24 protein-coding genes are annotated in these 21699 nt (G+C 57.1%); 9 read left to right on the top strand and 15 right to left on the bottom strand.

The features are described 5' to 3' along the window. Positions 1-10 precede the first annotated feature (10 nt). Positions 11-1471 (top strand): NAD-dependent succinate-semialdehyde dehydrogenase, encoded by a 1461-nt coding sequence (locus ABNS66_RS08470; protein ID WP_286838760.1) that lies wholly within the window; start codon positions 11-13, stop codon positions 1469-1471. 59 nt (positions 1472-1530) lie between these two features. Here ABNS66_RS08470 and ABNS66_RS08465 read toward each other — a convergent pair whose 3' ends face one another. Further along, the gene (locus tag ABNS66_RS08465; RefSeq protein WP_286695623.1) at positions 1531-2778 is read right to left on the bottom strand and encodes a cytochrome P450; all 1248 of its coding nucleotides are present in this window, start codon (positions 2776-2778) and stop codon (positions 1531-1533) included. A 233-nt stretch (positions 2779-3011) separates the two neighbouring features. Here ABNS66_RS08465 and ABNS66_RS08460 point away from each other — a divergent pair, with 233 nt between their 5' ends. Then, positions 3012-4202: a class I SAM-dependent rRNA methyltransferase gene (locus ABNS66_RS08460; protein WP_286838758.1), complete on the top strand. Its 1191-nt coding sequence runs from the start codon at positions 3012-3014 to the stop codon at positions 4200-4202. A 12-nt stretch (positions 4203-4214) separates the two neighbouring features. Here the strand turns inward: ABNS66_RS08460 and ABNS66_RS08455 are convergent, their stop codons facing one another. The 3 genes from ABNS66_RS08455 to arsS are packed head-to-tail and all read right to left on the bottom strand — an operon-like array spanning position 4215 to position 7301. Next, a complete protein-coding gene (locus tag ABNS66_RS08455; RefSeq protein ID WP_286838756.1) occupies positions 4215-5252 on the bottom strand; it encodes an NADP(H)-dependent aldo-keto reductase in 1038 nt (345 codons plus the stop codon). Between the two features lie 33 nt (positions 5253-5285). Continuing rightward, positions 5286-6329: a methyltransferase domain-containing protein gene (locus ABNS66_RS08450; protein ID WP_286838754.1), complete on the bottom strand. Its 1044-nt coding sequence runs from the start codon at positions 6327-6329 to the stop codon at positions 5286-5288. 12 nt (positions 6330-6341) lie between these two features. Further along, complete coding sequence (gene arsS / locus ABNS66_RS08445) at positions 6342-7301, bottom strand: arsenosugar biosynthesis radical SAM (seleno)protein ArsS (RefSeq protein ID WP_286838752.1); 960 nt, start codon at positions 7299-7301, stop codon at positions 6342-6344. Positions 7302-7587: 286 nt separating this feature from the next. Here arsS and purE point away from each other — a divergent pair, with 286 nt between their 5' ends. Both purE and purK read left to right on the top strand, forming a co-directional pair. Further along, complete coding sequence (purE, locus tag ABNS66_RS08440; protein ID WP_027875119.1) at positions 7588-8079, top strand: 5-(carboxyamino)imidazole ribonucleotide mutase; 492 nt, start codon at positions 7588-7590, stop codon at positions 8077-8079. After that, positions 8079-9146 (top strand): 5-(carboxyamino)imidazole ribonucleotide synthase, encoded by a 1068-nt coding sequence (gene purK, locus ABNS66_RS08435; RefSeq protein ID WP_204996106.1) that lies wholly within the window; start codon positions 8079-8081, stop codon positions 9144-9146. The genes purE and purK overlap by 1 nt, the downstream gene beginning before the upstream one ends. Here the strand turns inward: purK and nrtS are convergent. Beyond that, a complete protein-coding gene (gene nrtS, locus ABNS66_RS08430; RefSeq protein ID WP_286838750.1) occupies positions 9143-9397 on the bottom strand; it encodes a nitrate/nitrite transporter NrtS in 255 nt (84 codons plus the stop codon). The genes purK and nrtS overlap by 4 nt on opposite strands. Positions 9398-9447: 50 nt before the next feature. Then, a complete protein-coding gene (locus ABNS66_RS08425) occupies positions 9448-10293 on the bottom strand; it encodes a LysR family transcriptional regulator (RefSeq protein WP_286838748.1) in 846 nt (281 codons plus the stop codon). Between the two features lie 146 nt (positions 10294-10439). On the opposite strand from ABNS66_RS08425, the gene ABNS66_RS08420 reads away from it, so the two are divergent. Then, positions 10440-11222, top strand: coding sequence for an HPP family protein (locus ABNS66_RS08420; RefSeq protein ID WP_286838746.1), 783 nt, complete (start codon positions 10440-10442; stop codon positions 11220-11222). Here ABNS66_RS08420 and ABNS66_RS08415 read toward each other — a convergent pair. Then, complete coding sequence (locus ABNS66_RS08415; protein ID WP_286838745.1) at positions 11215-12105, bottom strand: LysR family transcriptional regulator; 891 nt, start codon at positions 12103-12105, stop codon at positions 11215-11217. The genes ABNS66_RS08420 and ABNS66_RS08415 overlap by 8 nt on opposite strands. 111 nt (positions 12106-12216) lie before the next feature. Here ABNS66_RS08415 and ABNS66_RS08410 point away from each other — a divergent pair, with 111 nt between their 5' ends. Then, positions 12217-13323 carry an S-(hydroxymethyl)glutathione dehydrogenase/class III alcohol dehydrogenase gene (locus tag ABNS66_RS08410; protein WP_027875124.1) on the top strand — a complete coding sequence of 369 codons (1107 nt, stop codon included), beginning with the start codon at positions 12217-12219 and terminating at the stop codon, positions 13321-13323. 13 nt (positions 13324-13336) lie between these two features. Continuing rightward, positions 13337-14191, top strand: coding sequence for an S-formylglutathione hydrolase (gene fghA, locus ABNS66_RS08405; RefSeq protein ID WP_286838744.1), 855 nt, complete (start codon positions 13337-13339; stop codon positions 14189-14191). Positions 14192-14280: 89 nt separating this feature from the next. Here fghA and trmB read toward each other — a convergent pair whose 3' ends face one another. The 7 genes from trmB to ABNS66_RS08370 form a co-directional block, all read right to left on the bottom strand. Next, complete coding sequence (trmB, locus tag ABNS66_RS08400) at positions 14281-14976, bottom strand: tRNA (guanosine(46)-N7)-methyltransferase TrmB (protein ID WP_286838743.1); 696 nt, start codon at positions 14974-14976, stop codon at positions 14281-14283. Next, the gene (locus ABNS66_RS08395) at positions 14973-15350 is read right to left on the bottom strand and encodes a DUF423 domain-containing protein (protein ID WP_027875127.1); all 378 of its coding nucleotides are present in this window, start codon (positions 15348-15350) and stop codon (positions 14973-14975) included. The genes trmB and ABNS66_RS08395 overlap by 4 nt, the downstream gene beginning before the upstream one ends. Positions 15351-15433: 83 nt before the next feature. After that, the gene (locus ABNS66_RS08390; RefSeq protein WP_286838742.1) at positions 15434-16168 is read right to left on the bottom strand and encodes a hypothetical protein; all 735 of its coding nucleotides are present in this window, start codon (positions 16166-16168) and stop codon (positions 15434-15436) included. A 152-nt stretch (positions 16169-16320) separates the two neighbouring features. Continuing rightward, complete coding sequence (rpoH, locus tag ABNS66_RS08385; protein WP_286838741.1) at positions 16321-17169, bottom strand: RNA polymerase sigma factor RpoH; 849 nt, start codon at positions 17167-17169, stop codon at positions 16321-16323. 155 nt (positions 17170-17324) lie between these two features. Continuing rightward, a complete protein-coding gene (locus tag ABNS66_RS08380; RefSeq protein ID WP_286838740.1) occupies positions 17325-18680 on the bottom strand; it encodes an AarF/ABC1/UbiB kinase family protein in 1356 nt (451 codons plus the stop codon). Positions 18681-18721: 41 nt separating this feature from the next. Then, the gene (locus ABNS66_RS08375) at positions 18722-19027 is read right to left on the bottom strand and encodes an SET domain-containing protein (protein ID WP_286838739.1); all 306 of its coding nucleotides are present in this window, start codon (positions 19025-19027) and stop codon (positions 18722-18724) included. Between the two features lie 8 nt (positions 19028-19035). Next, a complete protein-coding gene (locus ABNS66_RS08370) occupies positions 19036-19791 on the bottom strand; it encodes a dienelactone hydrolase family protein (protein ID WP_286838738.1) in 756 nt (251 codons plus the stop codon). Positions 19792-19923: 132 nt separating this feature from the next. Here ABNS66_RS08370 and ABNS66_RS08365 point away from each other — a divergent pair, with 132 nt between their 5' ends. Continuing rightward, the gene (locus ABNS66_RS08365; protein WP_286838736.1) at positions 19924-20316 is read left to right on the top strand and encodes a DUF1761 domain-containing protein; all 393 of its coding nucleotides are present in this window, start codon (positions 19924-19926) and stop codon (positions 20314-20316) included. A gap of 3 nt (positions 20317-20319) precedes the next feature. Here the strand turns inward: ABNS66_RS08365 and ABNS66_RS08360 are convergent, their stop codons facing one another. Then, positions 20320-20580 carry a hypothetical protein gene (locus ABNS66_RS08360; protein WP_286838734.1) on the bottom strand — a complete coding sequence of 87 codons (261 nt, stop codon included), beginning with the start codon at positions 20578-20580 and terminating at the stop codon, positions 20320-20322. 139 nt (positions 20581-20719) lie between these two features. Between ABNS66_RS08360 and ABNS66_RS08355 the strand changes: the two genes are divergently transcribed. Continuing rightward, complete coding sequence (locus ABNS66_RS08355) at positions 20720-21694, top strand: class 1 fructose-bisphosphatase (RefSeq protein ID WP_286838733.1); 975 nt, start codon at positions 20720-20722, stop codon at positions 21692-21694. Positions 21695-21699 lie beyond the last annotated feature (5 nt).

Here is a 21699-nt window from a genome sequence, read left to right as displayed (position 1 = left end):
GAGAGCAAGTATGCAGTTGCAGCGCGCCGATCTGCTTCGCGACGACAACTACATTAACGGCCAATGGCAGGCTGCCGCCAGCGGCCGGCGCTTCCCCGTAGAGAACCCTGCCAATGGCGAGAAACTGACAGAGGTTGCCGATGGCGGCACCGCCGACATGGACGCCGCCATCACAGCAGCTGACGCCGCGCAAGCCGCCTGGCAAAGCGAAACACCTAAAACCCGCGCGCAGATTCTGCAGCGCTGGTATCAGTTGATCATTGAACACCGCCGCGATCTCGCGGCGATTCTCACCGCCGAACAGGGCAAAGTACTCGCCGAGGCGGATGCTGAAATTGGCTACGGCGCCAACTATGTTGAATGGTTTTCTGAAGAGGCAAAGCGCATCGATGGCGACATTCTCGCAGCCCCGTCGCGCGACAAACGGCTACTGGTCATCAAACAGGCTATTGGTGTGGTTGCGGCGATTACGCCGTGGAATTTCCCCAACGCCATGATCACTCGCAAGGCCGCGCCGGCATTGGCGGCGGGTTGCTGCATTGTGATCAAACCCGCCCATGAAACGCCGCTCAGTGCGCTTGCCTTAGCGGCACTGGCCGACGAGGCCGGCTTCCCTGCCGGGGTGTTTAATGTAGTCTGCGGCACACAGGCCAGCGACATCGGCAGCGTGATGACAAGCAGCCCATTGGTGCGCAAAGTCAGCTTCACCGGATCGACCCGCGTCGGCAAAATTCTGATGGAACAGTGCGCCGCGACGGTTAAAAAAACGTCAATGGAGTTGGGCGGCAATGCGCCATTTATCGTATTTGACGACGCCGATATAGACGCCGCCGTCGCCGGCGCCCTGGCGTCTAAGTACCGCAACGCAGGCCAAACGTGTATCTGTAGCAATCGCATTCTCGTGCAGGATGGCATCTACGATGCCTTTGCCGCGCGCTTTGCCGCCGAAGTCCAACAATTCCGGCTCGGCGATGGCCGCGACAGCGATGCCACAATGGGCCCCCTCATCACCCGCCAGGCGTGCGACAAGGTCACCGCGCTGGTCGACGATGCGCTGTCGAAAGGCGCATCAGCCATTACCGGCGGACGACGCGCCAGTATTGGCGAGCATTTTTTTGAACCCACTGTGCTGCGCGATGCCACGCCAGCTATGCGGGTATTTCAGGAAGAAATTTTTGGCCCGGTGGCCCCCTTGTTCCGCTTCGAGGATGAACAACAGGCGATCGCGCTGGCCAATGACACTAACTACGGGCTCGCCGCCTACTTTTACACCCAGAATTTAAACCGCGTCTGGCGGGTGGCAGAGGCCCTTGAGTACGGCATTATCGGCATTAACGAGGGCGTCACATCGAGTGAAATGGCGCCTTTCGGCGGTATGAAGGAATCGGGGATCGGTCGCGAAGGGTCGAAATACGGCATCGACGACTACGTTGAGCTGAAGTACCTATGTCTGGGTGGCCTGGACAACTAGCGGCAATCTTCAGGCAAAAAAAAGCCCCCAAAAGGGGGCTCTTAGCACGGCCGCTGCACTTAGACTTCTGGGTCAAAAGTAATCGGCATGGCTTTAATGGTGTTGATGAAGAACGAGCGCATGTAGGTAACATCGCCGGCAAACTTGGGGTTACGCAGGCGTGGAATCAGCTCTTCAAAAATAATATTCAGCTCCATGCGCGCCAGGTTCATACCCAGGCAGAAATGCTCGCCGATACCAAAAGAACGGATCTCGCGGCGCATATTCGGCAGGCGCTTAGCGCGGTGAATATCGAACTTCATGGCATCATCACCGTAGGCGTCTTCGTCGTGGTTGACTGCATGGTAGTGCAGCACAACTTTGTCGCCTTTTTTGATGTTGTGGCCATTCCATTCAATGTCCTGAGTAGCGGTGCGGCGCATCGCGATGAACGCGGTGTTGTAGCGCAGCATTTCCTCGACCGCATCGGGGATGTCTTCAGGGTGATCCACCAGGTGTTGCAGCTGCTCTGGGTGCTCGATCAGCAGACGCATACCGTGAGCGGTTGCGGTACGAGTACTCTCGTTACCACCCACCATAATCAGGATGAACATCCAGGCGAACATTTCCTCGTCGACTTTTTTGCCGTCAACTTCACCATTCAGCAAGGCTTCAACCACAGGGCTGGTGGGGTTTTCGCGCTGTTTGGCCGCCAGCTCGGCAGCGTAGGCAATAACCTCAAAGCTGACCGCGTTGGCTTCATCGCGGCTGGTCGCCAAGTCGGGGTCATCGGCGAAGGCCATGATGTTAGTCCAATCGAAGAACTGCTTGCGGTCTTCCTGGGGCACGCCCAGCAGCTCCAGAATTGCCATCAAGGGCAGCTCGGCAGCCACATCTTCAACAAACTCACACTCGCCTTTCTTGGCAACACGGTCAATGATTGAGCGCGCACCTTTGCGCAGCCACTCTTCCATATTTGCCACTGCGCGCGGCGTGAAAGCATCGCGAACAATTTTGCGGTATTTCATGTGCTTGGGTGGATCCATGGCGATAATGATGTTTTCGTGCATCACCGCTTGAATCTCTTCCTCACCTTCGGGCACTTCCATCGGGAAGGGGCCTTCAACGTTAGATGAGAATAAATCCGGGTTTTGCGAGACGAAATCCAGCGCATCACGCTTTACAACGGCCCAGTACGGCACGCCATTTTCGGGGTCATCCATGTACACCATTGAACCGGCTTGGCGGATCTTCGCCAGCTCTTCATAGGGCATACCGTTTACGTAAGTATCCAGACTGAGCAGGTTAGTAAAGGGACACTGGCTCATAATTGTTTTCCTCAATTACGCCCGGCACGAGGGCTTTTTCGATTATTTACCGCGTGACGACCCGGGAACGTGGTCATCATTAACCCCAAAAGTAACAGGTCATTAACCAAATTTCGAGTTCATAAACGGTCAGGCAAATAACTTTATCGGCAACATTAAGATAGTCAGCTTTTCTGGCACCAGCGAGCACAATCCCCGATAATGCCGCCTTTCGTCACCACCGAGACAACACAATGACCCTGCCTACCCTGCGCCTTGCCAAAAATGAAGAACGTCGACTGCGCGGCGGCCATCTGTGGATCTATAGCAATGAGGTCGACAAACAGGCCAGCCCACTGAAGAGTTTCGAAGCCGGGGAGCAAGTGATTGTCGAGTCATCCCAGGGCAAAACACTGGGCGTAGCGTACATAAACCCGCAGTCGCTGATCTGCGCGCGGCTGCTCAGCGGCGGTCAGCAGCCCTTTGGCCAGGCAATGATTGAACAGCGTATCGCTCAGGCATTGGCACTGCGTGAGCAACTCTTTTCATCGCCCTGCTACCGGCTTGTCTACGGTGAAAGTGACTTGTTGCCGGGCTTGGTCGTCGACCGCTTCGGCGACCACCTCTCGGTACAGTTTAATACCGCAGGCATGGAAGCCCTGCGCGAGCCGGTGCTGAAAGCGCTGGATAAACTGCTGTCTCCGGCGTCAATTTTACTGCGCAACGATGCCTCGGTGCGCAAACTTGAGGGCCTGCCCAGCGAAGTGGTCTGCGCCCTCGGTGAGTCGCCCGAAGACGTTGAATTAACGGAGAACGGCGTGCGTTTCCTGGCGCCGCTGAGCAGCGGCCAAAAGACCGGCTGGTTCTACGACCAGCGTCCCAATCGGGCCTGGTTGCGCGATATCGTTAAGGATAAGCGCGTGCTGGACGTCTTCAGTTATGTGGGCAGTTTTGGTGTGCAAGCCGGCGTTTTTGGCGCTCGCGAGGTCTGGTGCAACGACGCCTCCGAGCTCGCTCTGGAAAAAGCCCACGAGAACGCCGCGCTAAACGGCATTGGCGAGCGCTTTAACACGCTTCAGGGCGATGCCTTCGCGGCGCTTAAACAGCTCAAGGAAGACGGCCAACGTTTCGATGTCATCATCGTCGACCCACCCGCGTTTATTAAACGCAAGAAAGACCAAAAAGAAGGCATTCAGGCGTATCGGCGCATCAACGAACAGGCCATGCGCTTACTCGAACCCGGCGGCTATCTGTTATCGGCCTCCTGTTCCATGCACATGCCTCGCGAGTCACTACTGGATATTGTGCGGGCGGCCTCACGCCATATTGACCGCCACGCTCAAATACTAGCGGAAGGGATGCAGGGCGCCGACCACCCCGTACACCCGGCGATCCCCGAGACCCGCTACCTGAAGGCCGTACTGAGCCGGATCTGCCGCAGTTAGCCCTTTCGTTCTCTAGGGGGCGGGGTTTGGCTGGGCGGTGTGAATGGCCTCAATACCTTCCATTAGCGCATCGCTGAGCACGAGCTCGGCGCTGTCGATATTGCTTTTTAGCTGCGCCATTGAGGTTGCGCCGATAATATTGCTGGTGACAAATGGCTGATTGGTGACGAATGCCAGCGCCATCTGCGCTAAGTCTATACCGTGTTCCTCCGCTAACAGGGCGTAGCGCTCTGTCGCCACGGCAGCCTGAGGATTGTTGTAACGCTGAAAACGCTCGAAAAGCGTAATGCGGGCATTCTCGGGCCGCTGCCCGTGACGGTATTTGCCACTGAGCATGCCGAAGGCCAGCGGTGAATACGCCAGCAGCCCCACATTTTCACGCAGGGCAATTTCGGCCAGCCCCACTTCAAAACTGCGATTCAACAGGTTGTAGGGGTTCTGAATACTCACCACCCTCGGCAGGGCATAGCGCTCGGCCAGGCGCAGGAAATTCAATACGCCCCAGGGGGTTTCATTGCTCAGCCCCACCGTTTTTACCTGCCCGCTGGCCACCAACTCGCTGAGGGTTTTCAGTAATTCATGCTGATTCGCTTCGACGTCGGCGTTATCGCTGCTGTGGCGGTAGCCCAACTTGCCAAAAAAATTGGTGTCGCGATTTGGCCAGTGAATCTGATAGAGATCGAGGTAATCGGTTTGCAGACGCTGAAGGCTGCCTTCGAAGGCCTTGAGCAGGGCGTCGCGATCCAGCCCTCGGCCGCCGCGAATATGTGCATTGCCGGGGCCGGTGGCTTTACTGGCAAGCACCAGTTGGTCGCGACCTCCGCGCTCACTCAGCCAGCGACCGATGTACTCCTCCGTGCGCCCCTGTGTTTCCGCCCGGGGCGGCACCGGATACATTTCAGCGGTGTCGAAAAAATTGATCCCACGCGAGCGAGCATAATCCATTTGCTCGAAGGCCTCGTCACAGGTGTTCTGCTCGCCCCAGGTCATTGTGCCCAGGCAGAGCTCACTGACCTCGATAGTGGAATTTCCCAGGGGACGCATTTTCATCACACACTCCTTTTGTATTTTTGCGCGAATAATTCAGCAACAGGGCAAGGCGCCGTCATCATCAGCCGTACTGAAGGGCAGCGACACGCCGCAGCCTTCAAAGATGCCGTAGTGGCGGCTAAAGTCGCCCAAAAAATCAAAGTGCTCGGCAAAACGGCTGTCGGCCAGCATTCGCCAGGTATTACCACACACCGGAAACACCCGACCCACTTCAATAATATGGTGCTTGTCGAGGACAAAGTTCACCGGCGTTTCACGAATGCTGCCACGGTAGCGAACCGCCTGGCCGTAATCTTCACAGTCGCTTTCCAAATTATCGAGATTGAACAAACGATAGGTCGCCGAGAAAAACTCCACGCCTGCCGTTTTTGCTGCAACAGCCGGGTCGGTCATTTCCAAGGGGCGGTCTTCGACTAACCGCGGGTCGGTAAAGCCCTGCCCCTTGGCGAGTTGCACAAAATCGTTCCAGTACAGGGCGCCGCCCAAACACTCGCCGTAGAGCAGTGGATCATCGCGCATTGCCTCGGGAACACGCCGATTGACGTAAACATCTGAAAAATAGAATTCGCCGCCGGGCTTCAGCAGCCGCTTCACCCCCGCTAACACCGCGGCTTTATCGGGTGATAAATTAATCACGCAATTGGATACCACCACGTCGAAGCTGGCTGGCTCCAGGTCCAATTCATCCAAGCGCTCAATATAGCCCTGGATAAAGCGCACATTATCAAAGCCGAATTGTTCAGCGTGCCAGGTCTGGGTATCGCGCGCGACCGCTAACTGCTCGTCGGTCATATCCACCCCGACCACCTCGCCCTCTGCCCCCACCATTTGCGCGAGGGCGTAGACATCGCGGCCGCTGCCGCAGCCCAGATCAAGCACGCGCCGCCCCCGCAGCTCCGTGGGACACACCAGCCCACAACCGTAGTAGCGCGACAACACCTCGGGATGCAGCTTGGCCAACAGCGGCTTGAGCCACTCGGGCATGGCACTGGCATCGCAGCAGGCGCTGGTCTTTAAATCGTCGGAGCTCTGCAGCTGCTTGCCGTAATAATCTTTAACAATATCGTGACTGTTCATCGTGTTATTTCCTTACAATGCCCCACCGCAACTGCTGCCCTGCCCCGCTGTACAACCATAGCAATGCCCCGCTACGCGAATGGGCTGCCCTTGTAGATTCCTGGAGAGCAACGTCGTTAAGTCTGCGCGCTGATCACCGGTACTCGGCAAGCCGAGCCCCAGTTGCTGGTTAAAGTCGCAGTCGTATAGGTAGCCCTGCCAGTCAACACTGACCAAGCTGCGGCACATCACCGACGACAAGTTGGCCTCGCTGTAGCTACCTTTTAGCAGCGCGAGGTAATCGTCGAATTGCCCCCTGGAGATAAGCGTGGAGCCGAAGCGCTGAATGGGCATATTGGCCAGCGCAAACAGCGAGTTAAAAACAATGCCAAAGTGCGCCATGAGTTCACGCCGATAATCGGCCTCCAAGCGCTGCTGATTCGGTGGCAGTGTCGGCCCCTGGGGGTTGTACACCAAGTTGAGAACCCGCCCGCTACCGCTCTGCCCGTAACCCAACTGGTTGAGAGTCTGAAGGCCTGCAATACTTTTATCGAACACACCGTCGCCGCGCTGGGCGTCGACATTTTCCATGGAATAACAGGGCAGCGACGCGACAACCTCTACATCGTTGGCTGCCAAAAACTCGGCCAGCCCTTCCTGCTCTGGCTCAAACAAAATTGTCAGGTTACAGCGATCAATCACCTTTACCCCGAGTGCCCTGGCCTTAACAACCAGCTCGCGGAATTGCGGGTGAAGCTCTGGCGCCCCACCGGTGAGGTCCAACACCTTGATATCGCGCGCGCGGAGTACATCGAGCACTAGGGCGATATTGTCCTCGGTCATCATCTCGGTGCGCGTCGGCCCCGCATTCACGTGGCAGTGCAGGCAGCGCTGGTTGCACTTGTATCCCAGGTTCACCTGTAAGGTGTCGATGGCATGGCGGTGTATGGCGGGGAATTCAGTCAGCTCTAACAGTGGCAGGGTCTCTTGCATAATTATCCTGTTTATCAACGGTAAGCCGGCTGGGCACATGCAGCCGCTGCTCATAGTTTCACAAGCGTGGCCTTTGTTACAAAATTCGTCAAAAAATGCGCCGCAGCATGTGCAGGCTTACGCGCCAATGCCAGTGACGGAGCAAGCGGCCAGCAAAAAGCAGCGGAATTGCCGATGGCCGGCGCTGCGATCGCAGGAATTCGCTCAATAATCCACCAATTGACGCGCGCAGAGCCTGAAAATTGATTTATAATGCGCGGTTTTTACGCGACGAGAGCAAAAGCCAATGTCAGCAAAAGTTGCCCTAATCATGGGCTCCAAAAGCGACTGGGACACCATGCGTCCAGCCACCGAGATCATGAGCGAGCTAGGGGTCGAGCACCACGTGGAAGTGGTTTCCGCTCACCGCACCCCCGACAAGCTGATGAGCTTCGCCGAAACAGCCGTCGACAACGGCTACTCGGTGATTATCGCCGGTGCTGGGGGCGCAGCCCATCTACCCGGTATGGTCGCATCGAAAACCCGCCTACCGGTATTGGGTGTGCCTGTGCAGAGCCGCGCACTGAATGGCATGGACAGCCTGTTATCCATCGTGCAAATGCCCAAAGGGATTGCCGTGGGCACACTGGCTATTGGCACCGCGGGTGCGTTTAATGCCGGCTTGCTCGCCTGCCAGATTCTGGCCACCCACGATGCGGAGCTGGCCGAGCGACTCGAACAGTTCCGCAGCAAGCAGACCGACACGGTTCTCGACAATCCAGACCCTCGGGAGGCCTAATGCAAACTGTTTGGGTATTGGGCGCCGGTCAATTGGGCGCCATGCTACAACAGGCCGCGTACCCGCTGGCGCTGCGCGTTGAACCCCTCGACCCCGACGTGACCGCGCTACCCAGCATTGGCGACAACGATATTGTCACCGTTGAGCGCGAACAGTGGCCGGAAACACCGCTGACTCGCCACTTGAGTGAGCACCCGAATTTCGTCAACGCCGATGTTTTTTGGCGCATTGCCGACCGCTTCCACCAAAAATCTCTGCTGGACAGCCTTGACGTTGCCACGGCCCCGTGGCGCGCCGTTGAGCAGGACACCAGCGCCGACGAACTGCACCAGGCACTGGGCAAGGACGTATTACTGAAGCGTCGCACGGGCGGCTACGACGGCAAGGGCCAGTACTGGCTGCACAGTGACAATGCCGACGACGTGCCCGCGGCGTGGCAAGGCACCGCCATCGCCGAGCAGAAAATTCCATTCATGGAAGAGCTGTCTCTGGTCGGCGCCCGCGACAGCAATGGCAAGCACGTGTTTTATCCACTGACACTCAACCTGCACAGCAACGGTATTCTGATGGCGTCCGTTGCGCCGCTGTCTCGCGTGGATCACTTGCAGGGCCAGGCACAGGCCATGCTGGGTAAGATTATGGACGCCATGAACTACGTCGGCGTGATGGCGATGGAGTGCTTCCGGGTTGGCGACGAACTGATCGTCAACGAGCTGGCGCCCCGCGTGCACAACAGCGGCCACTGGACCCAGGCCGGCGCCTGCGTCAGCCAGTTTGAGATGCATTTGCGCGCCGTTGCCAAACTGCCGATCAAGGCACCCGAGGTACGCGGTCATAGCGTGATGATCAACCTGATTGGCATTGAGCGAGATACCCGCTGGATGGCGATTCCCTCTACTCAGTGCTACTGGTATGGCAAAGACGTTCGCCCTGGGCGCAAACTCGGCCATATCAATATCAATCATCCACAGCTGTCGGCGGTCAGCACGGCATTAGAGGCGTTGAAACAGCAGCTGCCGGAAAATTATGGCCCGGTTTTCGACTGGGTAGAAAGCCAGTTAACCTAAGGCGCTTTACTCTGGCGGCACACGCCTGGCCCAGCCGCTTGCTGGGCCAATTGTTGCGTTTTCGCGCCGCTGTAGCTGGCAACGCAGTAGGGCGTAAGGTAGTTGAGCAATAAGCGCGGCAGATCCGGTTCGACACCCGCCCACAGCACTTCCCCCTGATTGATCACATTTAATATCGTGCCCACGACGGCAGCCACTTTCAGCGCGGTGAAAGCGACCGGCCGCGACATTGCGCTGTGCCAGAACCCCATTGCACTCTCCTTCAATGATTCACCGCAATGACGCGTCGCGGAATGCGGTGTTACAACTGCCACTGCTTTTCTTCGGCAGCTTGTTGCCGCAAGCCCTCCAGCATTTGGCTCAAGACCAGCGAGCGCTCACCACGCCGGGTGAGCAAATACACCGGGTAGCTGAACTCGGGGGCGTCGTTCACACGGCGCAACTGGCCACTGTCAAAGTAGGGCGCTAATACACGGCTGCGAAAATAGCCGCTGCCGCCGCTGGCCAACATCAGCTGCAGGGCCAACGGCCCGAGATTCACCCTAAAGCGGTGATGCTTTGCTCGCGGCAAACTCGCCTCAAATTGCTCGCGAAAGCCCGGCCCCCAATCAACCAGATAAAATGGCCCTGACCGCGATGGCGTTTCAGCCAGGAGGAGCTTTTCTTCCAGCAGCAATTCCACAACGTAGTCGCTGTGGTAACGCGGCAAGTGCACAAGCACGGCATCGAGCTCACCGCACTCTAACTTGGCCAGCAAGGTCTCGGCACTTTCGACACAGGCCTCAAACTGCACCCCGCCCAGTTGTTGCTGGGCCCACTGCAACCAACCGCTCAGCAAGGGATTCCACAGGCTGGTTTCGCCCCCCACCGCCAACCTTGCTTGCTCGGTAAGGGGCTCTGCTAGCGCGTCAACTGCCAGCTGCCACTCACTGAGCAAGCGCTGTGCATGGGGCGCAAAACGCTCCCCTTCCGGGGTTAAGCGCGCGCCTTTGCGGTTTCTCACAAACAGGGCACAGCCGAGCTGCTGCTCCAGGCGCTGCAAACGCACAGTCACCGCCGTTTGACTGATATGCAGGCGCTCAGCGGCCGCGAGCAAACTCCCGGCGCTCACTATCTCCATAAAGGTCTTTAACAGGGTTCTGTCCACAGCTGGCGCCGCCTATTTAAATTCACTTTTATGAAATTTTAATATGATTAATATTCCATAAACATAATAATTATTGCTCGCTAGAATGCACGCCCTAAATTGGTGCCATGCCAAACCGGCAAGGCCAGTCAAAGGGCCCATCGCACGTGCCAAGCCACCACGTTCATCAGCCTCTCGCCCGCCTACTCGGCGTTGAAGCCAACACCACCTCCCATGCTGAGAAGTGGCTATCGATTATCGGCAGCACACTCGGCATGGCCTTCGCCTGCTGGCTGAGCAGCCAGCTGCCCGGCGGGAATTCGCTGGCGTGGATGCTCGCCTCGACAGGCGCCAGTGCGGCCCTGATTTTTGCCATCCCCCACGGCGCGCTGTCTCAACCCTGGCCAGTATTGGGTGGGCATGTTATTTCGGCCTTTATCGGCGTGAGCTGTCAGCGCTATCTACCCACTCACGAATTCGCCGCGATCGCGGCAACGGGGCTATCTATTGCGGCGATGTACTACCTGCGCTGCCTTCACCCTCCCGGCGTGGCCACAGCGCTATTTGCGGTAATGGGCGGGGCAGAGATTCACCAGCTGTCGTATTCACTACTGCTTAATCCGGTGCTACTGAATGCCTGTACCTTGGTGTTGGCAGGCCTGCTGTTTAATAACCTGTTTCCCTCGCGCCGCTACCCCAGCACCCTCGGACGCAGCGCCGCAGCAGCGTCGAATTTGCAAGAAGAAGACGTCGCCAAGGCGCTGCGCGAGCTGGACTCCTTTGTGGATATCAGCCCAGAGGATTTAAGCCGCCTGTACACTTGCGCCAATAGCTTTGCGGAGCAGCGCCGCCGTGAATGGCAACATCGCGAATCGCGTATTTTGCGTCTGCGCCCGCGCATGAAAGCTCAGCCAAACCCGCAATCTAGCAAGCAAAAGCGCGCTAACTGAGGTAGTCGACCTGGCGAAACTGCTCTGCCAAAAAGTCGACAAAGGCACTGACCTTGGCAGATAAATGACGGTTGTGGGGATACACCGCCCACACGGCAGTATCGGCGGGTTGATAGTTCTGCATCACCGCTTGCAGGCGCCCTGCCTGCAGGTCCTCGTAAACATAAAATTCGGGCAGCTGCACCAAACCCAGCCCTCGGCGCGCCGCCGCCAATAGCGCATGGCCATTGTTGCTGCGCCAGCGCCCCTCAACCTTGAGTTCGACATGCTGACCACGGGAATCGCGAAACCGCCACGTGGGTAAAGAACCCACCAAACAACTGTGTTCGCGCAGGTCCTCCACGCTATTGGGCACACCATAGAGGTCGAAGTAGTCGCGGCTTCCACAAATTAACAAGCGCCGTTCGGCGATTCGCCGGGCGATCAACGACGAGTCCTTAAGCACCCCTGCGCGAATTGCCAGATCGTAACCGTCTTCCAGCAAGTCGATGTTGCGATTATTAAAATCCAGCTGCAGATTCACGGCGGGGTAACGCTTTAAAAATTCTGCCGCCGCTGGCGCCACGTAGCGTTCACCAAAGGCCCCTGCCACCGTCACCCGCAGATTGCCCTGCGGGCTGGCCTGCTGCTGCATAACCGCCTGCTCAGTTTCTTGCATTTGCCCGAGAATACTTTTGCAACGCTGAAAGTATGCCTCGCCGATTTCACTCAACACCAAACGCCGGGTGCTGCGAGTAAGCAGTTGCACACCGAGGTGATTTTCCAGACGGCTGAGCTGACGGCTGGCATGGGATTTTGACATCCCCAAATGCTGCGCGGCCGCCGAAAAACTGCCCTGCTCCACCACGGCAACAAACACTTCCACCGCTTCCCAATGTTTCACGGCCGCCCCTTATTGTTGTCATATAAAAACAATGAGTTTACCAAATAGTGGATTATCGTTGCTCAGTTATCAATTTAGACTAGCGCCATTGACCAATACTGGGAGACACCCATGAAAACAAAAGCTGCTGTCGCCTTTGGCGCTGGAAAGCCCCTGGAAGTACTCGATGTGGACCTGGAGGGCCCACGCGCCGGCGAAGTGATGATTGAATTAAAGGCCACCGGTATTTGCCATACCGATGCCTTTACTCTATCTGGCGATGACCCGGAGGGAGAGTTCCCCACCATTCTCGGCCACGAGGGCGCTGGCATTGTGGTAGAAGTCGGCGCGGGCGTTACCAGCGTTAAACCCGGTGACCATGTTATTCCCCTGTATACCCCGGAATGCCGCCACTGCGACTTCTGCCTGCATCCCAAAACCAACCTGTGTCAGTCGATCCGCACCACCCAGGGCCAGGGTTTAATGCCGGACGGCACTAGCCGCTTCTCCCTCGACGGTACACCACTCAAGCACTATATGGGTTGCTCAACCTTCTCCAACTTCACGGTGCTGCCAGAAATTGCTGTGGCGAAAATTCGTGAGGATGCACCCTTTGATAAAGTCTGCTACATCGGCTGTGGCGTCACCACAGGCGTCGGCGCGGTTGTCTTCGATGCCAAGGTAGAGCCCGGTAGCAATGTCGTGGTGTTCGGCTTGGGAGGCATCGGCCTCAATGTTATTCAGGGCGCACGCATGGCGGGCGCGAATATGATTGTCGGCGTGGACATTAACCCCAGCAAGGTCGAGCTGGCGAAGAAATTCGGCATGACCCACTTCCTCAATCCCAAGGAAGTGCCGGATATTGTTGAAGCCATTGTCGAGCTTACCAAAGGCGGTGCCGACTACAGTTTTGAGTGCATAGGCAATGTCACCACCATGCGCCAAGCACTGGAGTGCTGTCACAAGGGCTGGGGGGAATCTGTGGTCATTGGCGTGGCCGGCGCTGGCCAGGAAATTTCAACGCGCCCCTTTCAACTGGTGACCGGCCGGGTCTGGCGCGGTTCCGCCTTTGGTGGCGCACGCGGCCGCACCGACGTACCGAAAATCGTCGACTGGTACATGGATGGTAAGATCAATATCGACGACCTGATTACCCACACCATGCCGCTTGAGGACATCAACAAGGGCTTTGACCTAATGCATGCGGGCGAAAGCATTCGCTCCGTCGTACTGTATTAACCGGGGGAAGACGATGGAGAAAATTGCAGAGCACCGCTGTTTTGGCGGCCGACAACTTCGCTACCGCCACCAAAGCCAGACATTGAACTGCTCAATGCAGGTGTCCGTTTTTCTGCCCCCCCAGGCGAAAAGCGCCAAGGTGCCGGTGCTGTACTGGCTCTCTGGGCTCACTTGCAGCGACGAAAACTTCGTGCAAAAAGCAGGCGCGCAGCAATTTGCCGCACGCTATGGCGTGGCGATCGTTGCGCCGGATACCAGCCCGCGCGGAGAGGGCGTTGCCGACGACCCCGACGGTGCCTACGATTTGGGCCTGGGGGCGGGCTTTTATGTCAATGCCAGCCAGCAACCCTGGGCTGAACACTACCAAATGGAGAGCTATATCAGCACCGAGCTGCCAGAACTAGTAAGTGCACACTTACCTGTTGATGCCAGCCGCTGTGGTCTATTCGGCCATTCCATGGGCGGGCACGGCGCGCTGACGCTCGGCTTAAAATACCCCGAGCGCTTCCACAGTTTGTCGGCGTTCGCGCCCATTAGCTCGCCAATGAACTGTCCTTGGGGAGAAAAGGCACTCGGCCAGTACTTGGGGGAAGATCGTGAGCAGTGGCAGCAAGCGGACAGCTGCTTTTTGATTCGTGAGCACGGCGCCACTGCCCCGCGCATTCTGGTTGACCAGGGCAGCGACGATGACTTTTTAGAGAGTCAGCTTAAACCCGCGTTGCTGCAGGCCGCAGCCACAGCCGGCGGCGCTGACCTGACTCTGCGGATGCAAGAGGGCTACGACCACAGTTACTTTTTTATCGCGAGCTTTATCGAAGACCATATTCGCTTTCACAGCGAGCAACTCGGGCCGGCTCACACTCGTTGAGTTACGCCTGTTGCAGCGAAAGATTCGCCGTTCGAGGAATGAGAGGAAACATTTGCTTATTCTAAATGAGCGGCGCAGCGACGGCGGACTCAGTCCGCCGTTTTCTCAAACAGTAAGTCCCACACGCCGTGGCCCAGGCGTTCACCGCGACGCTCAAATTTTGTCACCGGCCGGTACTCCGGGCGCGGTGCGAATTGGCCTTCGCCCTCGCAGTTGGTAAAACCGGGCGCGGCTGACATAACCTCCATCATGTGCTCAGCGTAGTTTTCCCAGTCAGTCGCTAAGTGAATCACGCCACCGGGCTGCAGTTTTTTGCGCAATAGCTGAACAAATTCCGGCTGAATTAAACGGCGCTTGTGGTGGCGCTTTTTATGCCAGGGGTCCGGGAAATACACCTGCACTCGGCTTAAGCTCTCATTGGCGATACAGCGCTCTAACACTTCAACGGCATCGTCGCAGTAGGCGCGTAAATTCTCGATACCGGACTCATCGATTAAATGCATCAGACGTCCGACACCGGGGCTGTGCACTTCTACACCGATAAAGTTTTTCTCTGGCGCTGCAGCGGCCATGGTGGCCAGCGAGTCGCCCATACCGAAACCGATTTCCAACACCGTTGGTGCGCGGCGGCCGAACACCTCGTCCAGGTCTATCGCGCCCTTTTCAAGCTCCAGCCCCTTGCTTGGCCAGTGCAAATCGTAGGAGCGCTTTTGGCCTTCGGTCATCCGCCCGGTACGCAGTACAAAGCTGCGAATTCGGCGCATTTTGGTGTTCTCTTCACTCATTGCACACCTCTTAGGGCTGCCACCATCAGGCAAATCCACGCCGCAAGAAAACACAAGCCGCCCACCGGGGTGATCGCTCCCAACACTTTAATACCGCTAATCGACAAGGCGTAAAGGCTGCCACTAAACAGCACAATACCTATACCAAAGAGCCAGGTGGCCGCACGCAGCGCACCGTGTTGTACGCCCAGCTGCATCAATAACGCGACGGCCAATAACGCAAAGGTATGATAGAAGTGATACTGCACGGCCGTTTCATACACGGCCAACATGTCAGCCGATAAACGACCCTTTAAACCATGGGCACCAAAGGCGCCCAAGGCCACAGCGAAAAAGCCAGAAAGCCCGGCCAGAAAGAAAGTGATCGACGCCATACTGCCCCCACGAAAACAGCGCGTATTGTAAGGGCTGGAGGCCGATAGGCAAAGCTGCCGGCAGCAGCGTCGTAATTAGGCAATTAGAAAGGCACGCGGTATTCAACCCCGAGCGCCAAGTTATTCACATCTTGCCGACGATATTGATTGAGGCGGTATTCCGCCACCGCATACCACTGCTGCCACAGCCGCCAGCCGAGTTGTAGCTCGGCAACCATCGGGTTGGCCGGGAAGCCCTCAGGTAGGTCTTCATTAAAGGTGTGATCAATAAACCCAGCGAGGTATAGGCGCTCACTCACGGCGGGAGAACTCCAGCGCCAGCTGTGCTCCAACTGCCAAACCGATTCGTCGCGGTCGTCAATTTGCAGGGCGTGCAGGGTCAGCGAATAGGTCAGATTGAGTTGTGCAAACAGGTGGCGAAACCACGAACTATCATTCAGGCGCCACCGCAGGCCAAAGCGCAGTCGGTCATTGTCCTCGCCGGTGCGCATATTATGCTGCACGCTTAGATCGAGCGACGGTACTGCCGCCAACTGCCGACGCAGATTTTGCTCAGTGTAATAGCTATTCGTTTCCGACAGCTCAGCCGTAGCCGGCTGGTTATAGAAATTGATAAAACCAAAGTATGACCAGCGTTCGGAAAGCCGGGCGCCAATATTCAGTGTAAAAACCGAATCGCTTTCTACGTCATCAAGGTAGGGGTATAGGTTAAAATCCAAAAAGCCCTTGCCATAGGCGTGCCACGGGCACAGTAACAACGCGCCGCACAATACGATGCAGCGCTTGCCGCCGCGTGCTGAAAGCCAAGGGAATGTCATTATTCTTTGCCCCGCCACACCAAACCTTGGCCATTTGTAGCGCGTCCCTCAGCGGGGGAACATGCGTATTTATGCGTGGCAGCCCGCAAAAAAAACGCCCCGACTAGCGGGGCGTTTTCAGGTGTTACTTAGGAGGGCCGCAACGGGCGCGCTTACTCCATGGCCGCCTTAAGCTTTTTCATCGCCGCTTTTTCCAGCTGTCGAATGCGTTCAGCGGAAACACCGTAGCGGTCTGCCAACTCGTGCAGCGTCGCTTTACTTTCAGCCAACCAGCGGCTTTGCAGGATATCCCGGCTACGCTCGTCCAGCTCGTCCAGCGCCAGCGCTAAACTCTGGTGGTTGCTCTCTTCCCAGTTGTCAGCTTCCAGCAGGCGCGCGGGGTCTTGGCTGTTGTCTTCCAGGTAATGCACCGGCGCGACGAAACTGCTGTCGTCGTCGCTGTCGCTGGCATCGAAGCCGACATCCACCGAACTCAGGCGCCCTTCCATACGGCGCACTTCAGTGACATCAACGCCGAGATCACTGGCCACGGCGTGGGCCTCGTCATTACTCAGCCAGGCCAGCTGTTTCTTCGCGCTGCGCAGATTGAAAAACAACTTACGCTGCGCCTTGGTGGTTGCTACTTTCACAATGCGCCAGTTGCGCAATACGTACTCGTGAATTTCCGCCTTGATCCAGTGCACCGCAAAAGACACCAAACGCACCCCTTTGCTGGGGTCAAAGCGCTTAACCGCCTTCATCAGACCGACATTGCCTTCCTGAATCAGGTCAGCCTGGGGCAGGCCATAGCCGCTGTAGCTTTTAGCAATGTGCACCACAAATCGAAGGTGCGACATAACCAACTCGCGGGCCGCCTCAAGGTTGCCACGATAGTGAAGTTCTTCCGCCAGTTCCCGCTCACGCTCAACACTGAGCACAGGGATACTGCCTACTGCTTGAATATATGCAGAGAGATCACCACCCGGCACAAGTTGCTGTACTGGCTGCAGATGGGTGCTCATGCACATCCTCCTCACTGGTTACGGCCTCCCTCGCGGGGGCCCAAAAATACCGACTGCTTATTAGATGCCTAATAGTCGAAAAGTTCAAGGCTAAAAGCCCGCTCAAGTGCCCGAAGTCACTGGCCGCGGGGGTTACAGCTCGTTAATAAACACCACTACAAAAATTCTTGGAATACGGGTTCACCGTCAAAATGGGCATCCAACTGCGCAATCAGGGCATAGACACCCATGAGTTTACGCATAACGTAAAGGAAGTCCTTAGGGGGCAACGCAAAATACGTGCTGATGGAGGCCGCCACTGCCCGCTTGGCAATACGTTTAGGAAGGTTGCTGCGCCGCCAGTCGTAAAGGCCGTCGGCGCTACGCGCCTCATCCGGGGCCTGGGAGGCTGAGCGCAGCGGCTCGCCGATATCCATACCAATGTCCACGAAGTTATCCAGCACGCTGTCCGGGAAGTGCTCCTTCATAAAACCCAGATCAATACTGCACTGCCGGAACACCTCGCGATCGCGACGGTAAGCGGCACGCATCATCTCGCAAAAACGCTCGGCGAAGTCCGGCGGCAACAGTCGCATGGCGCCGAAATCCAGTAACACTAACTGATCGTCGCCATCGTCATTAATACGCACGCGGTAATTGCCAAAATTGGGGTCGGTCTGCATACGCTGCCAGCGAAACAGCTCGGTGAGAAACAGCCTCAGCAGCGCCTCGCCCAGCGCGTTGCGGCGCGCCTGCGACAATGCCTCGACGTCGCAAGCAGCCACACCCTGCGAGCTTTCATAGCTCATGGTGAGCACACGCCGAGTGCAATAGCGGTCGTAACTGCGGGGCACCACATAGCGCGCTTCACCGCTCAGGCGCTGGCGGGCGAAATCGAGATCGCGTTTTTCCTGCTCGTAATCGACTTCTTTGTGCAAGAGCTGGCGGATATCACCAAACCAGTCATCAATATTACGCGTTGCATCCAGCAGCCGAGACAGCTTCAACAACCCCATCAACGCCTGGAAGTCGGCGTCGATAGTTTTATCCACACCGGGATACTGCACCTTCACGCACAGCTGTTCACCACTGCTTCGCAAAACGGCCCTGTGTACTTGGCCTAGCGAGGCGGCGGCGAGCGGCTCGGTGTCGATATCCAGCTCAGCAAGGCGCTCTTCGCCCAGCTCTTTTTCCAACACCTTGCGAATCGCCCGCCAGCTCATTGGCGGCGTGTCGTCCTCCAGTGAATGTAGCGCTTCAGCGACTTCTGGCGGCATTAAGTAATCGGCATAGGTGGCCATCACCTGACCAATTTTCACTACACTACCCTTCAATTTACCCAGCTCTGCGATAAAGAATTCAATGTTCTCTCGGCGCTGAGCCAGGGCGGCCTCCTCATCGTTGGAAAAGCGCTCGCGCAGCGACTGGCGCAAGGCTCGGCTGCCGTAGCGCAGCCCCACTTTGGATAATTCCAGGCGGCGCGAAAAACCACCGGTTTTAATGCGGTGCAGGGACTTTTCTTTATCACTCATAACTACGTGGCACTGGGCGGGAAAATTGGCGGACGAGCGACCTAAGGCCAGTCATCCCCGTAGTCGTGCAGCAGCTCTTCGCCAGGGGCGATATCTCGCAGCGCTACCACACTAAAGTCGTCATAGTAGATCACGTTGGCCGGCCGGCCGTGATTGATGTATTTCAAGGAGCAGCAAACATCCACATCGCGGCCATCCGCCAGGCTCAAGGTGTGCAAACCCGGCTTTACTGTTGGCGCTGTTTCGCACCAGCCAATCACGGTATCGGCGGCAATAGCCCGGCGAGCAAACAAGCCCTTGCCATGCAAAGGGCTGTTGCGCACCTTATATAAACGCGACCCGGCCATCGCCGTGCTTAGTCTTCCAACATGCGCATCAGGGCTGCCCAGCTCTGGCTGTCGGCCTTGGCATCATAACTCAATGGCAGACCGTATTTTTTACCGACGGCCGTGGCACCGGGGTTGGTAAAGCTATGCTGAACGCCAGGGAAGCTCATCAGCTGTAAATCCACACCTGCAGAAGACATTTCCTCGACGAAGGCGCCGACTTGCTCAGCGGGCACCATCGGGTCAGCCCCACCTGTGGCCACCAGCACCTTGGCTTTCACCACACCCGTTTGCGCCGGGGTTTCGGTACCCAGGCTACCGTGAAAACTCGCCACTCCCGCCAAATCCAGCCCGCGGCGCGCCTGATTCAACACCACAGCGCCACCAAAGCAGTAGCCAATCGCGTAAATATCACCTTTGGTCTGGCGCTTCAAAATAGCCATCGCCGCATCAAAGCGAGCATTCATTTTTTCCGGCTCAGCGAGTGCTGCATTCATAAAGGCCGTGGCATCTTTTGGGTGGCTCGCTGTTTTGCCATGGCCGTACATGTCGACAGCAATGGCGGTATAGCCGGCCTCAGCAAGCATCTTGGCGCGCTTGCGAGCGTAATCATTTAAGCCCCACCATTCGTGCACCACAACAACCGCGGGAGCATCACTGCGCTTGGCCTTGTACAACATTGCAGTCCCGAGATCGTCCGGCAGCTGAACCTTCTCGGCGGCCAGTGATTGGCTCGCGCCCGACAAGGCCAAAATGGCGGCGAACAGTAACGAAAAGAGTCGCATTAATTTTTCTCTCCCTGGTTAACAGCCTCAATGAAAAACCACATCGTGTGTTCGTATTCTCAGCATTACAGACTACACTCTACATCAACATCCAGTCGTGATGATAACTCTTGCGGTACGGACCCAAGTCTCATGTCGATTTTTGACCTCCACCCAGGCGCCGCAGCCAGTGCCTTTCTCCTTAGTCTACTGCTTGGCTACATCTGGTATTCACCGCGAGTATTCGGCGACGCCTGGCGTTTAGAGCAGAGGCTCGGCGACAAAGCGGCTGGCCCGGAATCGTCGCTGCTGGCAATGGCAAGCGCCTGCTTGCTACAGAGCTGGATGGTTGGGGTGCTGGTGATGCTACTGCACAAGGGCTTGCTTCCGTCTGGCACAATGATACTTTGCCTCAGCAGCTATATTAGCGTCGCCTGGCTATTGCGCCGGGTGCAGGCCAAAAATCGTAAGGTCGCCCTTATCGATTGCAGCTTTTTGGGCGCGACCACCATTCTTAGTTACTTGATGCACAGCATCATTTATTAGCGCTCACATCATGCTCCGCTCCACCTCCCGCAATCGGCGGGAATGATAGCGGCAGTTCTTGCGCAGCCAGTTGTCCCGGCTTTTTCGCGCCCGCTTCATGGCGGCACCACTTTTATAGCCCTTCAACTTGCGGCCATCGCGCAAGGCCTGCTGCAAACGCACCGCCTCTCGCTTGGCACTTTTACACTGTGGCCAATCCGCTGCATTGGCACTCTCCAATGACAGCAGTGACGCCGTTAGTCCAACAATGATCCACCCACGCATCTCGACAACCTCCCTGTTGCGACGCGACCTTTCCCCCTGAAGCTAGAACAGTAACCCCGCCTTCGCAACGTACTGTTACTGATGCACCCCCACTGGCATAATAGCTGCTTTGTCACCACACCGACCGGATGCTCCCGATATGTCCCGCCAGAACCTCTCTGACTACCTTTCCTCTCACGCGCCTTCATCGACACTGGCACAACTGATTTTGTCGATTGCCGAGGTCAGCCGCGCCATTCGCGACGATCTGTCCGGCGGCGCGTTGAACGATATTCTCGGCGCCGCCGGTGCGGAGAACGTTCAGGGCGAAGAGCAAAAGAAGCTGGACGTGATCGCCAATGAGCGCATTAAAACCGCACTGTCGGCATTGCCCAGCGTGCGCGGTATTGCCTCTGAAGAGGAAGATGAGGTCGTCGACGCCCACAATGATGGCGAATTTTTGGTCACGTTCGACCCGCTGGACGGCTCGTCGAATATCGATATAAACAGCATGGTCGGCACCATTTTTTCCGTGCTCGGCAGCCGTGGCGAAGGCGCCGTTAGCGAGGCCGAGTTCTTGCAGCCGGGCCGCCAACAATTGGCTGCGGGGTATGTACTGTATGGGCCATCCGTAATGCTGGTATTAACCCTAGGAAAAGGCGTGGTGATGTTTACCTACGAGCCGAAATCGGGGGAGTACCTGCTCACCGAGGCCGAGGTCAGCATTGCGAAGGAGTGCAAAGAGTTCGCCATTAATATGTCCAACCAGCGCCACTGGCACCCCGCCATGCAGCGCTATATTGGTGAACTGCTTCAGGGCAGCGAAGGCCCCAGAGGCAAGAATTACAACATGCGCTGGGTGGCAGCGATGGTGGCCGATGTGCACCGCATACTGTGTCGCGGCGGTCTGTTCTGCTACCCCTGGGACGCCCGCAAACCCGAGCAGGCCGGCAAACTGCGTCTGATGTACGAGGCGAACCCAATGGGCCTGCTCGTCGAGCAAGCCGGTGGCAAAGTGTGCGCCCCCGACGGGAATATTCTCGACATTCAGCCCGAGCACATCCACCAGCGCGTACCCGTCATCCTCGGCGCCGCGGATGAAGTCGCCCGCTGTGTTGATTACCACCAGAGTTAGCCGAA

The sequence above is a fragment of the uncultured Spongiibacter sp. genome (assembly GCF_964011655.1).
GTDB classification, from domain to species: domain Bacteria; phylum Pseudomonadota; class Gammaproteobacteria; order Pseudomonadales; family Spongiibacteraceae; genus Spongiibacter; species Spongiibacter marinus.
Note: the sequence above shows the minus strand (reverse complement) of the source record. Positions and strands in the feature narration are given on the sequence as shown.